The sequence below is a fragment of the Sphingomonas sp. DG1-23 genome, from assembly GCF_030730875.1.
Lineage (GTDB): Bacteria > Pseudomonadota > Alphaproteobacteria > Sphingomonadales > Sphingomonadaceae > Sphingomonas.
Genome location: NZ_JAVAMA010000017.1, coordinates 17,713 through 37,794, shown reverse-complemented (window position 1 = coordinate 37,794; position 20,082 = coordinate 17,713). Strand labels below are relative to the sequence as shown.

At 61.8% G+C, this 20,082-nt stretch carries 16 protein-coding genes; 12 read left to right on the top strand and 4 right to left on the bottom strand.

Annotated features, from left to right (window positions below):
• Nucleotides 1-154: 154 nt before the first annotated feature.
• The 3 genes from Q9Q95_RS20965 to Q9Q95_RS20955 are packed head-to-tail and all read right to left on the bottom strand — an operon-like array spanning nt 155 to nt 2,961.
• Complete coding sequence (locus Q9Q95_RS20965) at nt 155-1,735, bottom strand: YfjI family protein (protein ID WP_306099114.1); 1,581 nt, start codon at nt 1,733-1,735, stop codon at nt 155-157.
• The gene (locus Q9Q95_RS20960) at nt 1,722-2,822 is read right to left on the bottom strand and encodes a CHC2 zinc finger domain-containing protein (RefSeq protein ID WP_306099113.1); all 1,101 of its coding nucleotides are present in this window, start codon (nt 2,820-2,822) and stop codon (nt 1,722-1,724) included. The genes Q9Q95_RS20965 and Q9Q95_RS20960 overlap by 14 nt, the downstream gene beginning before the upstream one ends.
• Nucleotides 2,806-2,961 (bottom strand): helix-turn-helix domain-containing protein, encoded by a 156-nt coding sequence (locus tag Q9Q95_RS20955; RefSeq protein WP_306099126.1) that lies wholly within the window; start codon nt 2,959-2,961, stop codon nt 2,806-2,808. Before Q9Q95_RS20955 ends, Q9Q95_RS20960 begins: the two co-directional genes overlap by 17 nt.
• A gap of 547 nt (nt 2,962-3,508) precedes the next feature.
• Here Q9Q95_RS20955 and Q9Q95_RS20950 point away from each other — a divergent pair.
• From Q9Q95_RS20950 to Q9Q95_RS20900, 12 genes are all read left to right on the top strand, one after another.
• Complete coding sequence (locus Q9Q95_RS20950) at nt 3,509-3,883, top strand: Arm DNA-binding domain-containing protein (RefSeq protein ID WP_306099112.1); 375 nt, start codon at nt 3,509-3,511, stop codon at nt 3,881-3,883.
• Nucleotides 3,884-3,940: 57 nt separating this feature from the next.
• Nucleotides 3,941-4,426, top strand: coding sequence for a LysR family transcriptional regulator (locus tag Q9Q95_RS21250; RefSeq protein WP_371876823.1), 486 nt, complete (start codon nt 3,941-3,943; stop codon nt 4,424-4,426).
• 793 nt (nt 4,427-5,219) lie between these two features.
• Complete coding sequence (locus Q9Q95_RS20945) at nt 5,220-6,071, top strand: MipA/OmpV family protein (RefSeq protein ID WP_306099111.1); 852 nt, start codon at nt 5,220-5,222, stop codon at nt 6,069-6,071.
• Nucleotides 6,072-6,621: 550 nt separating this feature from the next.
• Entirely contained in the window at nt 6,622-7,791 is a 1,170-nt protein-coding gene (locus Q9Q95_RS20940; protein WP_306099110.1) for a glycosyltransferase, read from the top strand.
• 30 nt (nt 7,792-7,821) lie between these two features.
• Nucleotides 7,822-8,760 (top strand): hypothetical protein, encoded by a 939-nt coding sequence (locus Q9Q95_RS20935; RefSeq protein ID WP_306099109.1) that lies wholly within the window; start codon nt 7,822-7,824, stop codon nt 8,758-8,760.
• Nucleotides 8,741-9,256 carry a DUF2141 domain-containing protein gene (locus tag Q9Q95_RS20930; protein WP_306099108.1) on the top strand — a complete coding sequence of 172 codons (516 nt, stop codon included), beginning with the start codon at nt 8,741-8,743 and terminating at the stop codon, nt 9,254-9,256. Before Q9Q95_RS20935 ends, Q9Q95_RS20930 begins: the two co-directional genes overlap by 20 nt.
• 13 nt (nt 9,257-9,269) lie before the next feature.
• Nucleotides 9,270-10,427 (top strand): glycosyltransferase, encoded by a 1,158-nt coding sequence (locus Q9Q95_RS20925; protein ID WP_306099107.1) that lies wholly within the window; start codon nt 9,270-9,272, stop codon nt 10,425-10,427.
• An 8-nt stretch (nt 10,428-10,435) separates the two neighbouring features.
• Nucleotides 10,436-11,545, top strand: coding sequence for an LptF/LptG family permease (locus tag Q9Q95_RS20920; protein ID WP_306099106.1), 1,110 nt, complete (start codon nt 10,436-10,438; stop codon nt 11,543-11,545).
• A gap of 436 nt (nt 11,546-11,981) precedes the next feature.
• The gene (locus Q9Q95_RS20915; protein WP_306099105.1) at nt 11,982-12,569 is read left to right on the top strand and encodes an RNA polymerase sigma factor; all 588 of its coding nucleotides are present in this window, start codon (nt 11,982-11,984) and stop codon (nt 12,567-12,569) included.
• Nucleotides 12,553-13,539: a FecR domain-containing protein gene (locus tag Q9Q95_RS20910; protein ID WP_306099104.1), complete on the top strand. Its 987-nt coding sequence runs from the start codon at nt 12,553-12,555 to the stop codon at nt 13,537-13,539. The genes Q9Q95_RS20915 and Q9Q95_RS20910 overlap by 17 nt, the downstream gene beginning before the upstream one ends.
• Nucleotides 13,536-15,917, top strand: a complete 2,382-nt coding sequence (locus Q9Q95_RS20905) for a TonB-dependent receptor (protein WP_306099103.1) — start codon at nt 13,536-13,538, stop codon at nt 15,915-15,917. The genes Q9Q95_RS20910 and Q9Q95_RS20905 overlap by 4 nt, the downstream gene beginning before the upstream one ends.
• Complete coding sequence (locus tag Q9Q95_RS20900) at nt 15,904-16,650, top strand: polysaccharide deacetylase family protein (RefSeq protein WP_306099102.1); 747 nt, start codon at nt 15,904-15,906, stop codon at nt 16,648-16,650. Before Q9Q95_RS20905 ends, Q9Q95_RS20900 begins: the two co-directional genes overlap by 14 nt.
• 375 nt (nt 16,651-17,025) lie before the next feature.
• Here Q9Q95_RS20900 and Q9Q95_RS20895 read toward each other — a convergent pair whose 3' ends face one another.
• Entirely contained in the window at nt 17,026-20,058 is a 3,033-nt protein-coding gene (locus Q9Q95_RS20895) for a TonB-dependent receptor domain-containing protein (protein WP_306099101.1), read from the bottom strand.
• Nucleotides 20,059-20,082 lie beyond the last annotated feature (24 nt).

Here is a 20,082-nt window from a genome sequence, read left to right as displayed (position 1 = left end):
TGGGCATGTCGCGGAAATGCTCCGCAGCGCACTCCATTTGGGATCCGGTAATGGGGTAGAACTACCCTATTGGGGGTTATGCCAGTGAGACACAGTAGCGTCGCTCCGGATAGAAAAAGGCAGGGTGGCTGACCCACCGCCACCCTGCCAGATATCAGTTCGGCTTTTTCAGCGCTTTTGGGTTCACCGTGAAGCTGAGCTTCGGCTTCCCGCCTGTCGCTACCCGTTCAGCATCGAGCCAATCGTACTCGGCGAGTAGCTTCAACGCGTGTTCCACTCGCTCTCGATCCTTCAGCCCGGACCAGCCATTCCGATAGACGTCGCGGGAGGAGAAGGTCGTGGGCAAGTCCCCCTTTCGGATCCGCCGCAGGATGAGTTCAGCAGTGTCAGTATTGTCAGTTTCCAGCGCGGCGTATGTACGGCGCGCGTGGCTTTCCAGATAATCGGCCCAATACCCCGCCATCACCCACGCCTGGACACTGACAGGCCCTACGCCGCCATTCGCCAAATGACACACCAGCGCCAATCGCGGGATCAGCCCACGGTACTTGGAAAGGTGGGCTTTCAGCGGCAACGACAGTTCGGGTTCCCGAACCTTTGCTTCCAGTCGCGCCCGCCACCGGTCGAACTCTTCCTGCGCATCGGGCGAAAACCGGAGATAAGGGATGCTGCCGGGCCCGCCGAACTCGTCAACCAACGTATCCACCGTCTCCGGATCGATGCAGTTGAGGCGCTCGTAACAACGCATGGCATCCTGCCGCGCCTGCTCATCTCGCTTTCGATCCGTCTTGACCCATGGCCGGTCGGAGTCTGGCCAGACTAGCAGCTGAACCCGCTGGATAAGGCCGTCGTCGCGGTGCTGCAGTGAGTCCCGCATGTACCTGATCAAGCGATTGGGCTGGGTGGTTCCGAAGAGGGAGAGATTGACCGCATCAGCGCGGACCGTGCCACGCCCGATCCGGTCGCAGCTGTCCCCATCAAGGCCAGTCCAACCACTCATAATCATGCCCCGGCCGCTCGCCTTCTCTTCCCGGTCAAGGTCGACGAACATCGTCAGCAGCTCGTCCCGGAAGAGCAGGATGCCCTCCGGGTTGTCCCGGCAAAGCTCCCCCAATTTTTCGGGTGTTGCGTCCTGCACCATGTAGCGGACTTGCTTCGGCAATGTAGGCTCGTGTACCTCACGAAGGACGTCGAGCGCGTCCAGCTTGGCTCCGGGATTCTCTTCGAAGTCCCGTAGCTTCGCCTTGGCTGCACGCTTGGCCTCCTGCTCCATGATCTCGTGAAGCCTCTGCTGCGGCTTGAGATCCTCCATGGCGATTTCGTAGTCGCGAGCCGCTTTCGCCTCGAAGGTACGCAAGGCAGTGAAAGCCTCCCGCACCGCCGGCGACTTTAGACTCCCGGGCACCCCGACGATCGCACCCCACAAGTTGGCGGCCTCCGTCCACTCCGTATGAACTTCCGGCCGGATCCCGATCCGTCGCCCTATGAGTGACGCCGCCGCGATCATCGCGGGAACGGCAACGAAATCGATCGGACAATTCATCCGTTCCGCGATGTCCGCTACCCACCGGCGGAGGCCGGTGGGTAGCATGCTTTCTTCGAACTCCATGACTGGCAGCAAGGTTGAAGGCAGCGCAACTGGATCCGGCCAGATCGAGTCCGGATCGACTCGTATGGGTACGGAAACGGGAAAAGCGATCTGCTGGCCGGCTCCTTCCATATCAAAAGCGGTCATGGCCGAGCATCTCACTGAGGGAGGGGAGTTCGGGAACTTCTGGTTCGTCTCGGCCCGGCTCCGCGACGTAGAGCCATTCAAGCTCGTTCCCGTAGACATCCGAGCTGAACTCCCACCAAACGAGATATTCGTTCCAGTCTTTAAAGCCGGCCGGAGGCGGATATAGACTAACTTCGAAACCCGCTTTGATTAGCCGCTTGGTGGCTACGTCGGCGGCCTGAAGGCCAGCATCATCGTTGTCGTGGGCGATCGTCACGGTTTTGCACGCGGGCGGCAGCTGCACGTTCGCGAGATTGGCCGTGCCCATCGTCACCCACACCACCGCATGCGCCTGGTCACGGGCGATACTGAGGCCGTCCTCCAACCCCTCGCAGATGTAGATGTTCTCGGGTTCACCGGGAGGCGCATCTATCCCCCTGAGGCGGATTGCTCCGCCCGAGGTTGGCCCCAGTGATCGTTTGCAACTCGATCCGAGCTTCTTGCCCTCTTCAGTCAAATAAATGCGTTGAATGCCGACGATCTCGCCGCTCAGATCCCTCACGGCGGCCACGAGCGCAGGATGCTTCTGCGCCGACCGGTCGAACGAAAGGCGAGCAAACCGGATGTTTTCCTGCTGACCTACGAACTCGAACGGCAGTGCGCGGCTATCGAGATATTCGGCAACCGGCGTGTCGACGATCGGCAGGGCATCGTTCCATATATTCCTCGCCCACTTGGTCTTTTCAGAGTCACTCTCCCTGTGCGTGCCGCTTACCGTTGAAGGAAGATCGCCGCCTTCGTAGAGCTCACGGCAGGCGTCAGAGTGCGACAGACCGTACATCTGCTGCATGAACGACACCGCATTGCCGGCCCGTCCACACCCGAAGCATCGGAACACTCCCTTCGCCTCGTTCACGGAGAAACTGGGAGTGGAGTCGCGGTGGTCGGGGAATGGGCATCGGCCGACATATTCGTTTCCTTGACGGGTCAGATGAGTGTGCTCACTAGCCAGCGCGTGCATGCTGAAGCGAGCCAAGAAGGCCTGGTCCCATTCCTGACCGTGCGTGGAGCGCATACCAAAATAGTCCATCTCACTGACCACCTGCATTGATGAGACGCTCGATGCTGGCGGTGAGAATCAAAGTCCTCCTCCCAATTTTTACAACATCCAGGCTATTTGATGAGATAAGTTGATAGAGTTTTGTGCGACCAATTCCAATATGGCGGCAAGCATCACTCACAGACATGCTGATGCATGACATGATATTACCTTTCGGCTACTACGGTTTTTAAAACACCGCCGCCGCGTTCCATACTGCGATTGCGATGGACGCTTTGTTGCTCAAAGAAAAGCCGCTCGCAATATGCAATTTTTGGAATGTTTTTCGAAAACTTTTCGAAATTTTTCCAAAAATCGGCCCTAGTGAGAAGGCTGAAAGGCGGCTAAAATCGCCGGCGCAGCCGGTGCCACAGGCTAGCCACTGGCCTCTGCGGGCTTAAAAAATTCAGCTGTCGAGTTCTTCGAGGGGGCCATATTGGGGGCCACGAGAATGCCCCCTCCCGTAAATTCATTTAATTTCAGTAGCTTAGTCGGTGAATTTGATGCCTCTTCTGGCACCACTCCTCGCTCTGGCACCGTCCAGTAGCATCCAGTAAGCGGCTGGTTTTACAGCATTTTTCGACCGAGAATCGCCCGACATCGTCCGGCGAAATCCGGCTAGAACCATCAACAGCACCATCATTTGTTGGTGCTTTTGATGGTCTCGGATTGACCCGACTTGCTGGGAAATCGACGTGCTTACACATATCAAAATTGCCTCCGCCAAGCCTGCGGAGAAGGCGTACAACCTGATTGATGCCCAAGGTCTGTACCTCACCGTCAAACCAAACGGACCCAAGCTCTGGCGGATGAACTACCGCTTCCTGGATAAGCAGAAGACGCTGCATCTCGGTGGCTGGCCGCAAGTCGGCATTGCCGATGCGAGGACACGCCGGGACGATGCCCGCAAGGAGATCGCGGCTGGCATCGATCCGTCGCTGGAAAAGAAGCGGGCGCGAATCGCCGCCAAATATGCCGCGAAGCGAGCCGAAATAGTCGAGCAGCCGGGGCGCGATTGCCGGCGGGTCGAGCCCGCCGATTGCGACAGGAACTCGGTCAGGATCGGCTGATAGCGCTCGCGCGGCTGTGTCGGCGAGCATCGGAAGTTTACGCGAGCCAGTCTTAAGGTGGAGGGATGCGGCCGCGACCGACGTGGGGAAGCATATCGTTGCCGATGTCTACAACGGTGGGACTCTCCGAGATGCGTGTCTTCGTCGCGGTGTGACGGAGGGATCGTTCACCGCCGCAGCGCGCGGCTCGCGACCGACAAGGCCTGTGCGAGCCGGATCGTGCAGAGGATGGAGGAGAAGTTCGGCGCTCGGCTTCTGAACCGTTCCTCGCGTCGCCTCAGCCTCACCGACGTGGGGAGAGATTATTTCGAGCGCGCGTCCGCGATTCTTTCGGCGGTGGAGGCGGCGGAGGCGGCAGTGGCTCAGCAGGCCTTGGGACCAAAGGGGCGGCTCAGGGTGACGGCGACGCCTGAGTTCGGAACCACCAGGGTAGATCTGGCGGTCGCGAGCTTCGTCGGATCAGGCGACCGCGGGGCGCACGCTCGCGCCGCCGCGCCCTGTACATCACCCCAATCGGCTCCGGTGTTGCCTCGTCCGCGCTAGAGGGCGTCGGCTCACTTCGGCCTCCCGTTGAATAGGTGGTCGCTTTCCAGGAACGTCATGAGCATCCGGAATGAGATCCGCGACGGGTTCCTCTCGGCCATAGGTTTGCGCGTCGAGGGCGGCATGGTCGCCGGGCGCCCGTCGAGGTCCGGCATCACGTAAATGGTTAGCTTTGATTGGGGTGCGGTCTGGAAGCCGAGCGCCATCGAGTTGTTGATGTTGTTGTATCCGCCTGGCCATCGCCCCCGCGACCCCGAGGTTTTGCCCTACGGCGTAATTCTGCGGGACGATCCGCGACACGCTCGCCATGTCCGGCAGTCCCCGCTCCTCGAGGCCCGCCGCGTCATCACGACGATCGACGAGGGGCCGCCGACACCGAGACACATAAAGAATGTCGGTGTCGGCGGGGCCGAGAATTTTCACATCGCCTGGTGCGGGTCTGCAATCCGGCTGGCGTCTCAGGGGCAAATCGGAGACACCGACGTGCCACATTGCCTAACACAGCCTGATTTGCGGCGATCACCATGACCCACAAAGACTTCGCGTCTCATTTGAGCGCCGGCGTCGTGTCGCGCGCGTGTATTCGTGCGGCGCCACTCCGGACTTTCACTTGCGGATACTGAATCCTGGGCGCTGCAAAGCATTCATGGCGTTCGATTGTCGGCGGTGAATTCGCTCGCCGATGGGGACCATGCGCCATCTGTTCCAAGCGGAATAAGCAGGCTGGTCAACAGCTTCTACGCCGAACGCCGCCACCGGCGGACATTGCTCGAACCACATATTGGGAAACGACATGCGTCAAACACCTGGCTTTTGTAATCGCGTTATCGTCTCGGCGAGCGCCTTCGTCTGGGCCAGTTCCGCGGCGGCCCAGACGCTGACGAAAATCGAGCCGCCGCTCACCGCCGCTCCCGGGCAAGCGTCCGGCTATCCTGGAGAATCCATAGGCCAGGACGGTGGCCCCGATGAGGATCACATCGCGATCGGCTTCGGCGGCCTGTATCAGCCCGCCTATTTGGGCTCGAGGAAATATCAGTTTCAGCCGATTCCGGTGATCGACATCAAGCGCGGGCACTTCTTCGTCAATTTCCAGAATGGGATCGGCGTCGCGCCGGCGGACAGCGAGGCGCTTACGGCCGGTGTCGGCGTCGTCTTGGTGACCGACAATTACGAGCGGAAGGATGTGCCGAACCGGTTCAACAAGGTCGATATGGGAGCAGGCGCACGCGGCTTCGTCAGCGTTCGACAGTTCGGCCTCGAAGCCACGGCCGGTGTCACCCAGATCTTCGCGGGCAGCACGAAAGGCATGATCGCCGATTTCAGCTTGTCGCGGCCCATCGTCGTGAACGACCGGCTGTTCCTCACGCCCTCGATCGGGACGAGATGGGCGAACGCGAAACACAATGACCGCTTCTACGGCGTGAGCGCGCGTCAGGCACAGGAATCGGGTCTTCGGCAGTTCCGCCCGGGTTCGGGTCTGCTGGATGCGAAGGCAGAGCTTGGGCTGCAATATCGACTGACGGACCATATCGGTTTCGGTGCGGCGGGCGGGGTCACGACGCTGCTGGGCAAAGTCAAGGACAGCCCTATCGTACGGAAGAAGACCGCTCCGTTCGGCATGGGTTTCCTGACCTACACCTTCTGACCGGCCGTGGCATATGGGATCGGCGTCATCCGGCGGGAACACCCGTCGGGTCGCAAAGGGCGCCGGGACAAACTGTCTCCGGCGCCCGGATTCCAACAACCGATCCCGATCTGCCGGCGGCAGGCATGCCCTGCGCTGGTGGACACTATGCCCCTATGGCGACCTTTCCTTCGCGCCGGCATGGCGTTTCCCGCCATCTTGCCCGGCTTATGCACCTTGCAACCCGAGGGCCGTCGGCCAGCACTGGACGTACCGGCTTCATGGACCAACGGTCCGGGCGGACCGGTCGCAGCTGGACGATCCGCATAGATCATCTGGTTTCGGCGGTCTGAGCGATAATCCGACAATGGCCGAGGCGGCCGCGCGGGTCGACCAGGCGCGTGCCGTGGTCGCGCCCCCTCGACCGATGTCGATCGCCTGGCGCACCGCCGCCCTCTTCCTCGGTAGCGCCCGTCCCGGCACCTGCGTCCGGTGGTTCTTGTGATTTCCAGGCCCTGAACGCGTCGCAAGGCAGGTGCGGGTCTTGAATAGGATCGGCGTCTAGCCGGGCATGCGAATTGCCATTCCCATTCATAGCTTCGAACCAGGCGGGGTCGAGCGTGTCGCGCTACGCCTTGCCGAATACTGGCGAGGCGAGGGGCATGATCCCGTCATAGTCCTTGGCCGAAGCCGCGGAGTCTGTGCCGATATCGCTCCCGACCTTGACTATCGTGTCATGAGAGAACCGTTTTCAACCGACCGGTGGGAGACGATCTGGATGATCTGGTCATTCGTCCGGCTCCTTCTCAAGGAAAAGGTCGACGTCGTTTTTTGTCCAGGCAATACCTACACCGTTGTTTGCGTGGCGACGAAGCTTCTCCTCGGTAGCCAATGCCCTCCTGTTCTCGTCAAGATCAGCAACGATCTGGAACGGCGCGATCTTCCGAAGCTCGTCAAACCCATCTATCGATGGTGGCTCAGAGCACAGGGTATCGCCCTCGACGGCTTCGTGGCGATCGCGGCGCCCATGCGTGCCGAAGTCGAGCGCGAACTGGCGCTCCCGGGAAACAGGGTCAGCGTCATTCCCGATCCGGCATTGTCCGAATATGACCTGCATCAGCTTTCCGGCGCAAGATCAGCCAGGAACGCGCAAGTTGGTTGCCGCTTCCTCACGATTGGCAGGCTTGCCGCGCAGAAGAATCAGATGCTGCTGCTCGAAGCATTTGCGCGCCACGCCCGGCCCGACGACGTGCTGGTCATTGCTGGAGACGGCCCCGAGCGCGACCGACTCGTCAAACGAGCAAACGCGTTAGGCCTGCGATCGCAAGTCCGGTTTGTCGGGCACGTCGACGATGTTCGAGCGCTGTACGCAAAGGCGGACGTCTTTGTCCTCTCGTCCCACTACGAAGGCGCGCCTGCGGTCATTCTGGAGGCCCTGGCTGCAGGGTTACCGATCGCCGCCACGAACTGCTGCGTCAGCATGGAATGGCTGACAGGCTACGGGCAATTCGGCGTGGTGGTTCCCCCTGGCAATCCCGATACTCTGAGCGTGGCAATGAACGTCGCGAGGCATTTGCGGCCGGATCGCACGGCAATGCGGCGCCTTGCCGCCGGGTTCACGTTGGAAAGCTCTGGTCAGCTCTATCTGTCCAGGCTCACCGCTTTGGTCGGCGATTCTCGCCATCAGCGTCGGAAGAAAATGCGCAGCAGGGTGCGGGAATGGCACGGGGGCGGGGTCTAGCGGGCTCTTGTCAACGAGCGAGGCCCGGAAATGCTCGATCAAACTCTCGCGCTCGCGCCGACTGGAACGTTCGCATTCGAACCGCAGGATCGCCGCGCCATGCCGGCTCCGGGAGGCATTCTCGGAACGATCCTTTCGCTGATCGTCATCGGCGCCGCGATCTACCAGGCGCGCGACCTCGATTTTGCGAAGACGCTCGGGTTGGTACCGACTTCGCTGACATTCTGGGGCCTGTTCGCCATCAGCTACCTGATTGGACCCGCAAGCGACTGGTTCATCTTCCAACGCCTTTGGGGCGTCGGTGCCGGCGCCTTCGGTGTTCTGATCCGCAAGCTCATCTACAACGAACTGCTGGTCGGCTATCTCGGAGAGGTCTATTTCTACGGCTGGGCACGGCAGAACCTCAAATTCGTGACCACTCCGTTCGGAGCGGTGAAGGATGTCGCCGTGCTCTCGGCGGTCGCGGGCAACGTGACCACCCTTGCCTTTCTCGCTATGGCGTTTCCCTTCGCGAAGCTGGTGCCGCTGCATGATCATGCGGCCGCAATCGGTTGGTCACTCGCCTTCGTGATCGGGACCTCGCTCGCGGTGATGCTGCTTCGCCGGTCGCTTTTTTCACTGGAAAGCAAAGAACTCGGAATGGTCTTCGCGGTCCATCTCTCGAGAATATTTGCGACGGCCATTCTTTCGGCGGCTCTGTGGCATCTTGTGCTGCCGGACGTTCCGCTTGTCTGGTGGCTTGTTCTGGCAAGCATTCGCCTTCTGATCTCGCGGCTGCCCTTCGTGCCGAACAAGGACGTCATGTTCGCTGGCATAGCCGTCCTCGCGCTCGGCGTCCGAGTCGAAGTGTCTGCACTGATGGTGCTCATGGCGGGACTGATCCTCGCGACTCATGTGCTTGTCGGGGTTAGCCTCGCATTTGTAGACCTGCTTTCGAAGAGGACGGGCAATGCAACGCCTGCTCTTTAGCCTCATGGCGGGTCCCCTGCTGGTTGCTGCTGGCCAGTCGACGCCCGATCTCGGAACGGCCGAAGGCAGGTGCCGCTCCAATGAGCTCGGCCCCTCGTTTCTCGTCAACGTCGAGGGGCTCAAGGACCGCACGGGCAAGCTAAAGCTCGAAGTCTACCCGGCAAAAGACCCGGACTTTCTGGAGGATGACAATATCCTGCTTTCAGCCGGCAAGGTCTTCCGCAGGGTCGAACAGCCGGTCCCTGCTTCCGGGCCGGTCCAGCTCTGTGTCCGGGTTCCGTCGACAGGCCGCTATGCGGTGAGCCTGCTGCACGACCGGGACGGCAACCGGAAGTTCGGCTGGCGCGTGGACGGAATAGGATTTGCGGGCAATCCGAGGCTTGGATGGAGCAAACCCGCCGCTTCCGCTGCAAGCGCCGTAGCGCGCTCCGGCCCGACCCAGATCGAGATCGTGATGAACTATCGGCGCGGCCTCGGCATGCGTCCGATCCGATGAGTGGAAACTGCCGATGAAAATCGTCGATGTCTGCGCCTTCTATTCTCCCAGAGGCGGCGGCGTAAAAACCTATGTCGCCCAGAAACTCGCGATCGCAGAACGACTGCAGCAGGATATCACGATCCTGGCACCTGCCGACGAGGACGCGATCGTCGAGCTCGGCCCCCGCGCGTGCATCCGGACGATTGCCTCCCCGCGCTTCCCGCTGGATCGAAAATACTGGTATTTCAGGGATGAGCGCGCGCTCCACGCCGCGCTCGACACGTTGGCGCCGGACCTGGTCGAAGCGTCCTCGCCGTGGCGAAGCCCCCTCATGGTGGCAAATTGGCGGCCAGAGATACCCAAGGCGCTGATCATGCACGCCGACCCTCTGTCCGCTTATGCGTACCGGTGGCTGGAACCCCTCGTCAGTCGCGAGACGATCGACCGACGGTTTGTGCGCTACTGGGATCATTTGCGACAGCTCGGACGACTTTATGACGCCGTCGTCTGTGCCAGCGAAGATCTGGCGTCGCGGATGAAGGCAGGCGGCGTCGGCAATGTCGTGACGGTTCCGATGGGGGTCGAGCCCCAACGCTTTTCAGTCCGCAAGCGCGATGCAGACCTGCGCGCGGGCCTTCTCGCACAATGCGGCCTCGGCTCCGACGCAACATTGCTCGTTGCCGCAGGCAGACTTGCGCCAGAAAAGCGTTTGCCGATGCTGGTCGAAGCGGTGACGATCGCCGGCCGGCATCGCCAGATTGGCCTGGCGATCTTTGGCGAAGGACGCGACGATACCAATATCCTTCGCGCGATCGGCGGGAATCCCCATATCCGGCTGTTTCGCCCGGAACGCGATCGGGAGAAATTTGCCGGCGTCCTGGCGAGCGCCGATGCTTTCCTGCACGGCTGCGAGGCGGAAACCTTTTGCATGACGGCAGCGGAGGCGAGCGCCAGCGGCATACCCGTGATCGTGCCTGATCGCGGCGGTGCGGCCGACTTCGCCAAAGGCCAGATGGGGCTCTCCTATCGCGCGGCGGATCATGCGGACCTGGTGCGCGCGATCCTCGCTCTGCCGGACCGCTTTGCCGCGCGCTCGACCGGTCGCTTGCCGCGCTCGATGGACGATCATTTTGCAGCCCTGTTTGCGATCTACCAAAACCTGACGGGCGAAGTTTCCTCGGCTGCGTGAGCGCAGCAATGTCCTTTCGCCTCCTCATCCTCGATCGCTATGTCCTGAGGCAAACACTCGGAACGATGTGCCGTGTGCTGGCCGTCGTCATGTCACTGATGATCCTCGAACATCTTCCCCGTCTTCTGGAGATCACCCGCCTTTCGGGGCACCGCGGATACATAGTCGTGCACACCGTTGCCGGCCTGCTCCCGGAATATGGGGGCATCGGTTTGCCGGTCGGGCTGTTCCTGGGCATTGCCTTGACCGTACGAAAGCTCGTTCTCAGCGGGGAGCTGGACGTGATCGAGGCGTGCGGCATCGCGCCTATGCGTTGGATGCGGTTTCCGCTCATCGTCGCTGCGATGGTCAGTATCCTGGCAATGTTGAACCAGGGCTGGCTGATGCCCGCCGGTGAAGGCAAACTTGCGGAAATCGGTGGGCGCATGGAGAGCGGTGAATTCGGTCATCGGCTCGAGGCAGGCCAGTTCATCGATCTCGGATCCGGAAGGGTTTTGCTGTTCGAGCAACTCGATGCGGCAAATGGCGAGCTCATTGGACTGTTCCTCCGGGCGGAGGGAAACACCTTCACCGCAAGGCGTGGACGTTTTTGGCGGCGCCCCTCCGGAGCGGCGGCTATCGAATTGCGCGATGGGCAGGTCGTGCGAGACCGATCTTCCAAGGTGCTTAACTTTGTCCGCCTGCAATATCGAGCTGATGACGTGGGAGGTGCGTCGGAAACGGGGCCAGGGGACAGATCTCCGAAGCGGGTAGATATCGGCCTGCTATGGGCGAGCGGCACCACGTCCGGTCGTTCGGCCGCATATGGACGCTGTCTCTCGGCAGCGCTCATATTGTTCCTGCCGTCACTGGCGCTGGCCTTGGGAAAGCCGCCAAGGCGACAATCAGGAGCGGTGGGAATTCTCGTCGGGCTGATGTTGCTGGTGGTGGGCCTGAAAATGATATCGCCGCTGATCGATGGGCAAGCGCGAGAACCCGAAATAATGGCAGCCGGCATTCTCCTGGCCTGGGGCTTGTCCGTTTCGGGGCTGATCAGGGCCGAGAAGGTCTTCGGTCAGGGCTTTGTCGATCATTGGGCGAGCCGGGTTCTCCAAAACTTCCGTCGTCCGAACGCCTAGCTCGGGATGAGTCCCCGACGCACAACGATACTGACCCCGTCTGTTCGATCCTGTCACCCACCAAACCGATCATATTTCCTGCGTCTTCGCCAGCGCAGGGTCACAAGACGACGCACTCCGCCCAATCCAATATTATCCCCCTGCATGTGCGGTTCTGCGTACTTCCCGGCGTCTGAAGCCAGACACGCGGATCGACCGTCAAGGGACTGGACATGGGCAGCATCGACTGGATCGGCGGACTTGAATTGCGGCCGGTCGATGCCTTGTCTGAACCGCACTTCGATCTTCGGACCGAAGGTGGGCGTACCGCGATAAGGTCGGAAACATCGGTCACCCAATCCCGGAAGGGTCGCTGCTGATGTCGGAAGTCGTTCAAAAGCGCGCGTCATCCTCTGGTGCATTGCTCCGGTGGCGGCGCGCCCATTATGGGAGTCCTATGTCACGAGGGTTCGAAGGTTCGAGCACAGGCGAGACGGGGCTCGCGCAACTGTTGGGCGAAATGCGTCCCGATTTGCTGCGCTTCATGCTGGCGCGCCAGTGCGATCCCGCCGAAGTAGAAGATCTGTTGCAGGATCTGTACGTGAAACTGACCAGTGTCGGTACTGGCCCCGTCAGTTACCCGCGGGCATATCTTTACCAGATGGCGAACAACCTCCTGCACGACCATCGCAGGGGGCGTCGTCGACAGCAGGCGCGAGACGATCGCTGGACGCGCAACCGGATCGGACCCGACCTCGAAAAGGATGCAACACCTTCGCCGGAAGAGAGCGCAATCGCGCGCGACGAACTCGAGCGGGTCAATAAGGCGCTTGCGTCGATGCCGGATCGGACCGCCCAAATTCTGAAGATGTATCGGCTCGACGGTCTGTCGCAAAAGGCAATCGCCAACAGCCTGGATCTCAGCTTGAGCGCAGTGGAAAAGCACCTCCAGCGGGCGTATCGAATGCTCTTGGCCTTGCGCAAAGAACTGGATGGCGCTGCGCAACTCTCGCAAAAGGAGGCCGGCGATGTCAGCTTTTCCTGATCGCGCAATGGTCGAGAAGGCGGTCGCCTGGCACCTCCGGCTCAAGGAGGCCGACGAAGACGCATGGATCCAATTCGCTGCGTGGCTAGAGGCCGATCCCGCGCATAACGGCGTCTATGAAGCCGTCGCTGACGGTGACGTGCGTATGTCGCTCCTGCTCGAGAGTGCAACCTTTCCGCCGGCCGATGGACATGAGCGATTACCAGAATTCAGCAATGACGAGGATGACATTGCTTATGATGGTGGCAGCGAACGCGTTCTCCGGCCCCGGTGGCGCTGGGGTGCGCTTGCAGCTTCGATAGCGGCGGCTGGTCTGATTGCTGTTCAAATGCTGCCCAACCGGGATTCGCCCTATTCGATCGAAACCCCGGCGGGCGAGACTCGAACCGTTTCACTGGCGGACGGGAGCGAGGTCCTGCTCAACGGCGGCACCAAGATTATCCTCGACAAGAACGACATCAGATCGGTGGAGATCGCCCGGGGCGAAGCGCGATTTGCTGTGGAGCACGACGACTCCGACCCGTTCACCGTCGTCGCCGGTGAGCAGCGCCTGGTCGACATCGGGACCGTGTTCAACGTGGTCCGTACCGATCGGCAGCTTCGCGTCGGAGTGGCCGAAGGCGCGGTGCGCTTCGAAGGTGCCGCCCGGGCTGTCAATCTTCGCGCCGGTGATAGTCTTACAGCAGACAGTCGCGGGACCATCGAGATTTCGCAGATTGCGGTCGCGTCGGTTGGAAGCTGGGCAGATGGCAAACTCGTCTATGATCAAGCTCCTTTGGCACAAGTCGCAGACGATCTGTCCCGGTCGATTGGCATATCGCTCGAGCTTCCACGAGGAATGGGCTCGAGGAGCTTTTCAGGCGTGATCCAGACCGATGGGGATCGGGAGGCACTGCGCGCGAGGCTGGAAGAACTGATCGGCGAGAAAATTGTCGCGGACGGGACGCGCTGGTTCGTCGAAGCTCGGTGAGCGGCAGATTGCTTTTGGCGAGCGCGCCGATCGTCTGCGCAGCGGCAACCTTTCCGGCGCACGCTGCCGAGGAGATCTCGTTGGATGTTCCTCCCGGGCCATTGAACGTCGCGCTGGTATCGCTCGCCACGCAGGCGGGCGTTTCCATCGACACCAGCGATCCGGCGCTGCGGTCGGTGCGAGTTGCCGGCCTGAGGGGACGCTATACCCTCCGCGAAGGGTTGCGCCGACTGCTGCGAGGTACCGGATACGATTTTCGAATTTCGCATGGGGACGTGGTGAGAGTGCTTCGCCAGCCTGCCCGTCGGGCCCGGCAAGCGGTCCCTGACCGGCGGAAATCCGCGACGTTCCCTTCTCCCGGGCCCCCGGTCGATCTGCCGCCACCACCCGAAGAGATCATCGTCACGGCGAGCAAACAGCATGTCGCGCTGGCCGATTATCCTGGCGCATTTCATGCTGCCTCGTTCGATGAAGCGCAAAGCCTTCATTTCGGCAGCAGGGGCAGCGAAGTCTTGCTTCGAGATCTTCCGAACCTGGGCTCGACCAATCTTGGTTCGGGTCGAAACAAGATTTTCGTCCGGGGAATTGCCGACAGCAGCTTCAATGGGCAATTGCAATCGACAGTCAGTCAATATTTCGGAGAAAGCAGACTCACCTATAGCGCCCCTGATCCTGACCTTGCGCTATACGATATCGAGAAGGTCGAAGTCGTCGAAGGCCCGCAAGGGGCCCTCTACGGCGCGGGGTCGCTGGGCGGCGTCATCCATATCGTGCCGCGCCTCCCTGCGCCGGGGGCGTTCGAGGTCAGCGGAACCGCAGCGATCGCGGTGACCGGCGACAATTTGGGCAAAGATGGTGCCATCGTTGCCAACCTCCCGATTGGCGGACGCGCCGCAGTCCGACTTGTCGGATATCGCATCTTACGCCCTGGCTATATCGACGATGTCCGACGGGACCTGTCCGACGTCAATCGCACGAGCGTGTCGGGATTGCGGGCAACCTTTCGCATGGAGTTCAACGCCGGCTTGAGCATCGATGCCGGAATCGTCTCTCAGGACACGGGCAGCAGGGACGGCCAGTATACCGATGCTCCACGCTCTTCCGCGCTGACGCGTCGATCCTTTTTTGCGCAACCATTCGACAATGACTATCGCCTGGGTTTCGGAACCCTTCGGGCCGACCTCGGCTTCGCCAGGCTCTTGTCGAACACCTCCTATACTTATCATTCGATCAACACGGTGTTCGACGCCACATCGCCCACCGCGCAGATTCCCACCTTGTTCGATGAGGATATGGAGGTCAGGCTGCTGACCCACGAGACGCGGATCTCGGGATCGACGCGACGGATCTCGAACTGGGTGTCGGGCTTTTCGATTGCCCATAACGTCAATCGTATAGATCGGTTTCTCGGTCCCGCAGATGCGCTCGCGCCGATTTCCAATGTTCGATCGGAAACCCTGGACGCCGCCTTGTTTGGCGAGGCAACGGTGCCGCTCTGGCGCAATGTCTCGATCACCGGCGGGGGGAGGCTGTCCCTCTTCTTGCGGTTCGACGATTTCGCTACCGAGTCCGGCGAAGCTTCGGTCGAACCAACCCGTCCCCTGACGCGGTTTCTGCCGACCGCGGCTCTGTCCTGGAAGCCCTGGAAAGGGACGATCGGCTATCTGCGCTATCAGGAAGGGTTCAGGCCCGGGGCGCAGCAGCTGACCGGAAGCGGCGATCAAGCCGAGGTGACCAGCTTCCAGCCGGACGAGATCCGCGCGTCGGAGATTGGCATGCGCTTCGGCACCGACGCCGGCTCGCGGCTGTCGGGCGGGCTGTCCTATGCCTATTCGAGGTGGAGCAGGGTGCAAGCCGATCTCGTGACGAGCGCCGGCTTCCCCTATGTCGCCAATCTCGGCTCGGCGCAGGTGCACTATGTCTCGGCCAATCTAGGCTGGCAGGCCCATCCGGAGCTCCGCTTTCAACTATCGGCCTTCAACACGACCAGCAGACTCGATCGGCCGACACCCGAGTTCCAGGCCGATGGGGAAGGGAACTTGCCCAACGTCGCCGAGAGCGGCTGGCGGCTCGCCACGCGTTTCGAGCCCTGGATTGCGAATACGAAGATCACGCTGGACGGATCGCTCGGTTACATCGGCACCTCGTATCTGGGTGTACGCGCGCCATTCGATCTTTCGCAGGGGGACTATGTCGACACGGCTATCGGAGCACGGGCCGAATTCGGGCGCTGGGGCCTCTCACTGGACATCGAAAACCTGTTGGACAGTCGAGCCAACCGCTTCTCCTACGGCAATCCCTTTTCCGTAGCCGAAGGGAATCAGCGAACGCCTCTGCGGCCGAGAACGGTGAGGATCGGAATCAATGCCAATTTCTGACAAGCGCTCGCTCCTCGCATCGATTCACGACGTCAGCCCGGGGTCGGAACGGGAAGTCGACCGGCTTGCCGGACTGCTGACGGATACGCTCCGATCTTCCAGCTTCGCCATGCTCGTCGTGCCCGACCATTGGGGGCACCACCCGATCCGCTCGGGCACCCCATTCGCCAACCGTCTCAGGGCCTGGTCCGACAGCGGCATCGAGATGTTCGTCCATGGCTGGTATCACAAGGACACCGTCGAGCATCACGGCATCTCCGGCCTGAAGGCGAAGTACATGACAGCAAGCGAAGGCGAGTTTCTCGGCCTTTCCTACGCCGAGGCGGCACGCAGAATGGAGGACGGGCGAGCGCTCGTCGAGGACATCATCGGCCGGAAAGCCGCCGGGTTCATCGCACCAGCATGGCTCTATGGGGCGGGCGCGATGGACGCCTTGCGCGACAGCAGCTTCGACATCGCCGAGGATCACATGAAGGTCTGGATCCCACAGACAGGTGCGGTCGTGGCACGCGGGCCGGTGGTCACCTGGGCCAGCAGATCGACCGCAAGGACCGCGTCTTCCCTGGCCTTCGCGGCGCTTGCCCGCCAGGTGCTGCATCCGCTGCGAACGGTTCGGGTGGCCGTGCATCCGGGCGACGTAACCAAGGATTCGATCCTATCCAGCATTGAAAAAACGCTGCGGCGCTTTGTCAGGAGCCGCCAAGCCGGAAGTTACCGGTCACTTCTGGCCTAGAGCCCGATCCTCCGGGAGCTGCGTCCGCCCGGTTCAGAGCGGGCGTCATGCCGGGTCAGAATATTGTGCGAGGGCGGACGGCGCCATAACGACCCTGCAATTCTCCTGCCCCAAATGGGTCGCGCCGATCTGCACAGAATTCATCCCCTCGCCTTTCTCCGCGACAACCGGGCGTGGGTTGTCCTCCGCAGCCGAGAATGAAGAGTTTTCGGGAGAGGCGTCTGCGCGATCGCCGACATGCTGCCGTCCGATAGGCTCGCCGCGCGAGGGGCGGGCGGAGTCGTGCTATTTCAGCCCGACCGCACACAAAAAGGAGCCCGCCTCCGTGAGGAGGCGGGCCCATTGGAGAGACCCTCGGGGATCGAGGGTCAGGGATCAGAAGTTGATCGTCGTTCCCACGGCGATCTGACGGCCGAGCGAGTCGTAGCGCGCGGAGATCGTGTTCGCGCGCGACAGGCCGATATCGTACGAGTTCGGCAGGATCGGCGGGGTCTTGTCGAGGATGTTGTTCGCCGCGATCCGGAACGAGAAGCCCTTCTGGATGCGGAAGTTCAGCGCCAGATCGAAATAGTCGTACGCGTCGATCCGGTAGAAGGTCGAACGCACCGTCTCCGGGCTCGCGCCGAGGCTTTCCTCGCCCGAGTTCGACGTACGGGTGAGCGGGCCCAGATGACGCCAGTTCAGCGATGCGCTGAAGAACTGGTCGGCCGTGGTCCAGGTGCCGCGCAGATTGTGCGTCCATTTCGGGATGAACTGGCTGCAGCCGGCGCCGCCGAAATAGCCCGCGCAATTGCGCTCCGCCAGGAACGACGCGTCCTGCGCGCCGGCCAGGGTGGTCAGCGAACCCGAGAAGTCGAAGTCGAGGCGGCCGGCATTGCCGAGACCAAGCGCATATTGCGCCTGGAAGTCCCAGCCGTGCGATTTGGTCTTGTAATAATTGGTCGTGCCCTGGCGGATATAGCCGGTTGCCGGGTTGCCGGTCGGATTGCTCGACAGCGTGCCGTCCGCATTGCGAACGAACATGCTGCAGAAGAAATCGTCGCCGGTCTCGGCGCAGCCGCGCGAGAAATAGGCATAGTCGTTATAGCCGATCGACTGGTTGAGATCGATCAGGAAACGGTCGACCGAGACCACCAGTCCGGGCAGGAACCGCGGCTTGAGCACCACGCCGAAGGTCTTGGTATAGGCGGTCTCCGGATCGACGGTGAAGCCGCCGGCGCGATAGGTGCAGCCCACATCCGTCGGGCACAGCAAGGTGGCGCTGCCGTACAGGCTGTCGGCGAGCCCGGTGGCGGCGCAGGCCTCGCGCGACGCCGCCGGCGCCCCATAGACGTTGACCGGCTGGCCGGTCACCGGATCGATCGAGGTGCTGACGATGCTCGGCGCGCAGATGTCGTTATACGCGGTGGTGATCCGGCCATAGCTGGTGTTCGAGCCCTGGAACGCCTCGACCACGGTCGGTGCGCGCTGGGCGCGGTTGATCGAGCCGCGGAAGGTGATGTCGGGGATCGGCGACCAGATCGCCTCGGCCTTCCACGTCGAGAAGGTGTCGGGGTTGCTGCTGTACTTCGACAGGCGGAACGCGCCGTTGACCTGCAGCAGTTCGGCGAACGGCTTGTTCTGGACGAGCGGTGCCTGAAGCTCGATATTGCCCTCCCAGACATGCTGCGAAAGGTAGCGATCGGCGTCGTTGCTGACATTCTCGCGCCACAGCGCGTCGGCGTGGCTCCGCAACTGGTCTTCGCGATACTCGGCGCCGATCGCGATCGCGAGGCCTTCATCTGCCCATGGGCTCTTGATGCCATAGGTGCCGAGATCGCCCTGAACGGTCGCGATCGCATTGTAGAGCGTATTGGTGGTCGTCGAGTTGCCGTAAGTGCCCTGGATCAGATAATTGTACAGCGCGCTGTTGTTGACCGACGAGTTCGCGCTGAACGGATCGAAGGGCAGGCAGCCGCTCGCCACGTCGTTGACGCAGCTGATCGTGCCGTTGTTGTTGACGACGTTGAGCGCGTTGTTGACGCGATCATAGACCGGCTGGGCCCAGCTCATCGTCATCTTGTTGCGAGCATAGACGCCGCCGACATCGTAGCTCCAGCCCTGCGCGAACTGGCCGCGGACGCCGCCGGTGATGCGGGTGCCTTCGTTGAGATAGCGGTCCTCGAGATCGGGCACGCCGGTAAAGCGATAGCGCAACTCGATCGGCACGAACGTCGTGCTGCCCGCCGCCGCGCCGCAGATCGTCGTCGCCTGCGCGGCCGACATGAACGGGTTGGCGCAGCTCACCTGATACGGACCGTCCGAATAGGCGGTCGAGCTGTAGACGCGCGCCGGATAGACGTTGGCCGACTTGTCGCGGAACCACATCGCATTGGCGTAGACTTCCGCCGCGTCCGAGATCTCGAACGACGCGAAGCCGCCGGCATTCCAGCGCTCGTTCTTGCGCTGGAACGAATAGCCGTCATACGGATTCGCCGCGAGCGCCGACGAATAGGGCACGAAGGTGCGGCTGCCGTCGGGGTTGTTGACATAGGCGTTGCCCGCATTGGGGCCGGACTGCGGCGAGACATAGCCGGTGCGGGTATAGGTCGAGATGGAGCAGCTGAGCGGGCCGTCCTTGGTGCCTTCGACCAGCTGGCAGCCCGAGGTTTCGCGCGCGCTGTAGGGGACGAGGTCGGCCTTGCGGTAATTGACATAGCCGGAGATGTGGAAGCGGTCGTCGAACAGCTTCTTGCCCGCCGTCAACGACAGATCGACGCGGCCACCATCGGTGGCGAAGCCGTGACTGGGCTGCGCGAAGCCATATTGGCTGGCGACCTGCGAGATCAGGCCCGGCTTGTTCTGATGCGCGTAGAAATTGTAGTTGGCGTTGAGCTGAAGGCCCTGAAAATCATTGTCCATGATGAAGTTGACGACGCCGGCGACCGCGTCCGAGCCGTAGACGGCCGAGGCGCCCCCGGTCAGCACGTCGACGCGCGAGATCAGCGACGTCGGGATCATGTTGGCGTCGAGGCCATTCATCGTGCCGAGGCGCTTGCCGTCGACGAGGATCAGCGTCCGCTCGAAACCGAGGTTGCGCAGCTTGATGCGCTGGCGGCCGTCCGAATCCTGATAGTTCTGCTGGCTGTCGGGCGCGATCGACGGGATGCGGTTGAGCACTTCCTCGATATTCACCGCGGCCTGGGCACGGATCGAATCCGATGTCACCGAAGTGATCGGCGATGCCGCGGCGGCGTTGGGACGCGTGATCCGCGAGCCGGTGACGACGATCCCGGCATCCTCGCCGCTATCGGCCTCGGGCACTTCCGCCAGGGCCGCGTCGGCGACCTGGCTCTGCGCCATCGCGGGCATCGCATAGATCCCCGCGACGCAGGTCGATGCGAGCAACAATGCATTCAACTTTTTCATGGCTCTTCCTTTGACTCCCTGAAC

Bases quoted from the DNA above. Each gene is read 5' to 3' on its own strand.
- Q9Q95_RS20920 (WP_306099106.1), top strand. From the start codon at position 10,436: ATGTCCTTTCGCCTCCTCATCCTCGATCGCTATGTCCTGAGGCAAACA.
- Q9Q95_RS20955 (WP_306099126.1), bottom strand. From the start codon at position 2,961: ATGTCTGTGAGTGATGCTTGCCGCCATATTGGAATTGGTCGCACAAAA.
- Q9Q95_RS20925 (WP_306099107.1), top strand. From the start codon at position 9,270: ATGAAAATCGTCGATGTCTGCGCCTTCTATTCTCCCAGAGGCGGCGGC.
- Q9Q95_RS20935 (WP_306099109.1), top strand. From the start codon at position 7,822: ATGCTCGATCAAACTCTCGCGCTCGCGCCGACTGGAACGTTCGCATTC.
- Q9Q95_RS20945 (WP_306099111.1), top strand. From the start codon at position 5,220: ATGCGTCAAACACCTGGCTTTTGTAATCGCGTTATCGTCTCGGCGAGC.
- Q9Q95_RS20965 (WP_306099114.1), bottom strand. From the start codon at position 1,735: ATGACCGCTTTTGATATGGAAGGAGCCGGCCAGCAGATCGCTTTTCCC.
- Q9Q95_RS20915 (WP_306099105.1), top strand. From the start codon at position 11,982: ATGTCACGAGGGTTCGAAGGTTCGAGCACAGGCGAGACGGGGCTCGCG.
- Q9Q95_RS20910 (WP_306099104.1), top strand. From the start codon at position 12,553: ATGTCAGCTTTTCCTGATCGCGCAATGGTCGAGAAGGCGGTCGCCTGG.
- Q9Q95_RS20960 (WP_306099113.1), bottom strand. From the start codon at position 2,822: ATGCAGGTGGTCAGTGAGATGGACTATTTTGGTATGCGCTCCACGCAC.
- Q9Q95_RS20930 (WP_306099108.1), top strand. From the start codon at position 8,741: ATGCAACGCCTGCTCTTTAGCCTCATGGCGGGTCCCCTGCTGGTTGCT.
- Q9Q95_RS20900 (WP_306099102.1), top strand. From the start codon at position 15,904: ATGCCAATTTCTGACAAGCGCTCGCTCCTCGCATCGATTCACGACGTC.
- Q9Q95_RS20940 (WP_306099110.1), top strand. From the start codon at position 6,622: ATGCGAATTGCCATTCCCATTCATAGCTTCGAACCAGGCGGGGTCGAG.
- Q9Q95_RS20895 (WP_306099101.1), bottom strand. From the start codon at position 20,058: ATGAAAAAGTTGAATGCATTGTTGCTCGCATCGACCTGCGTCGCGGGG.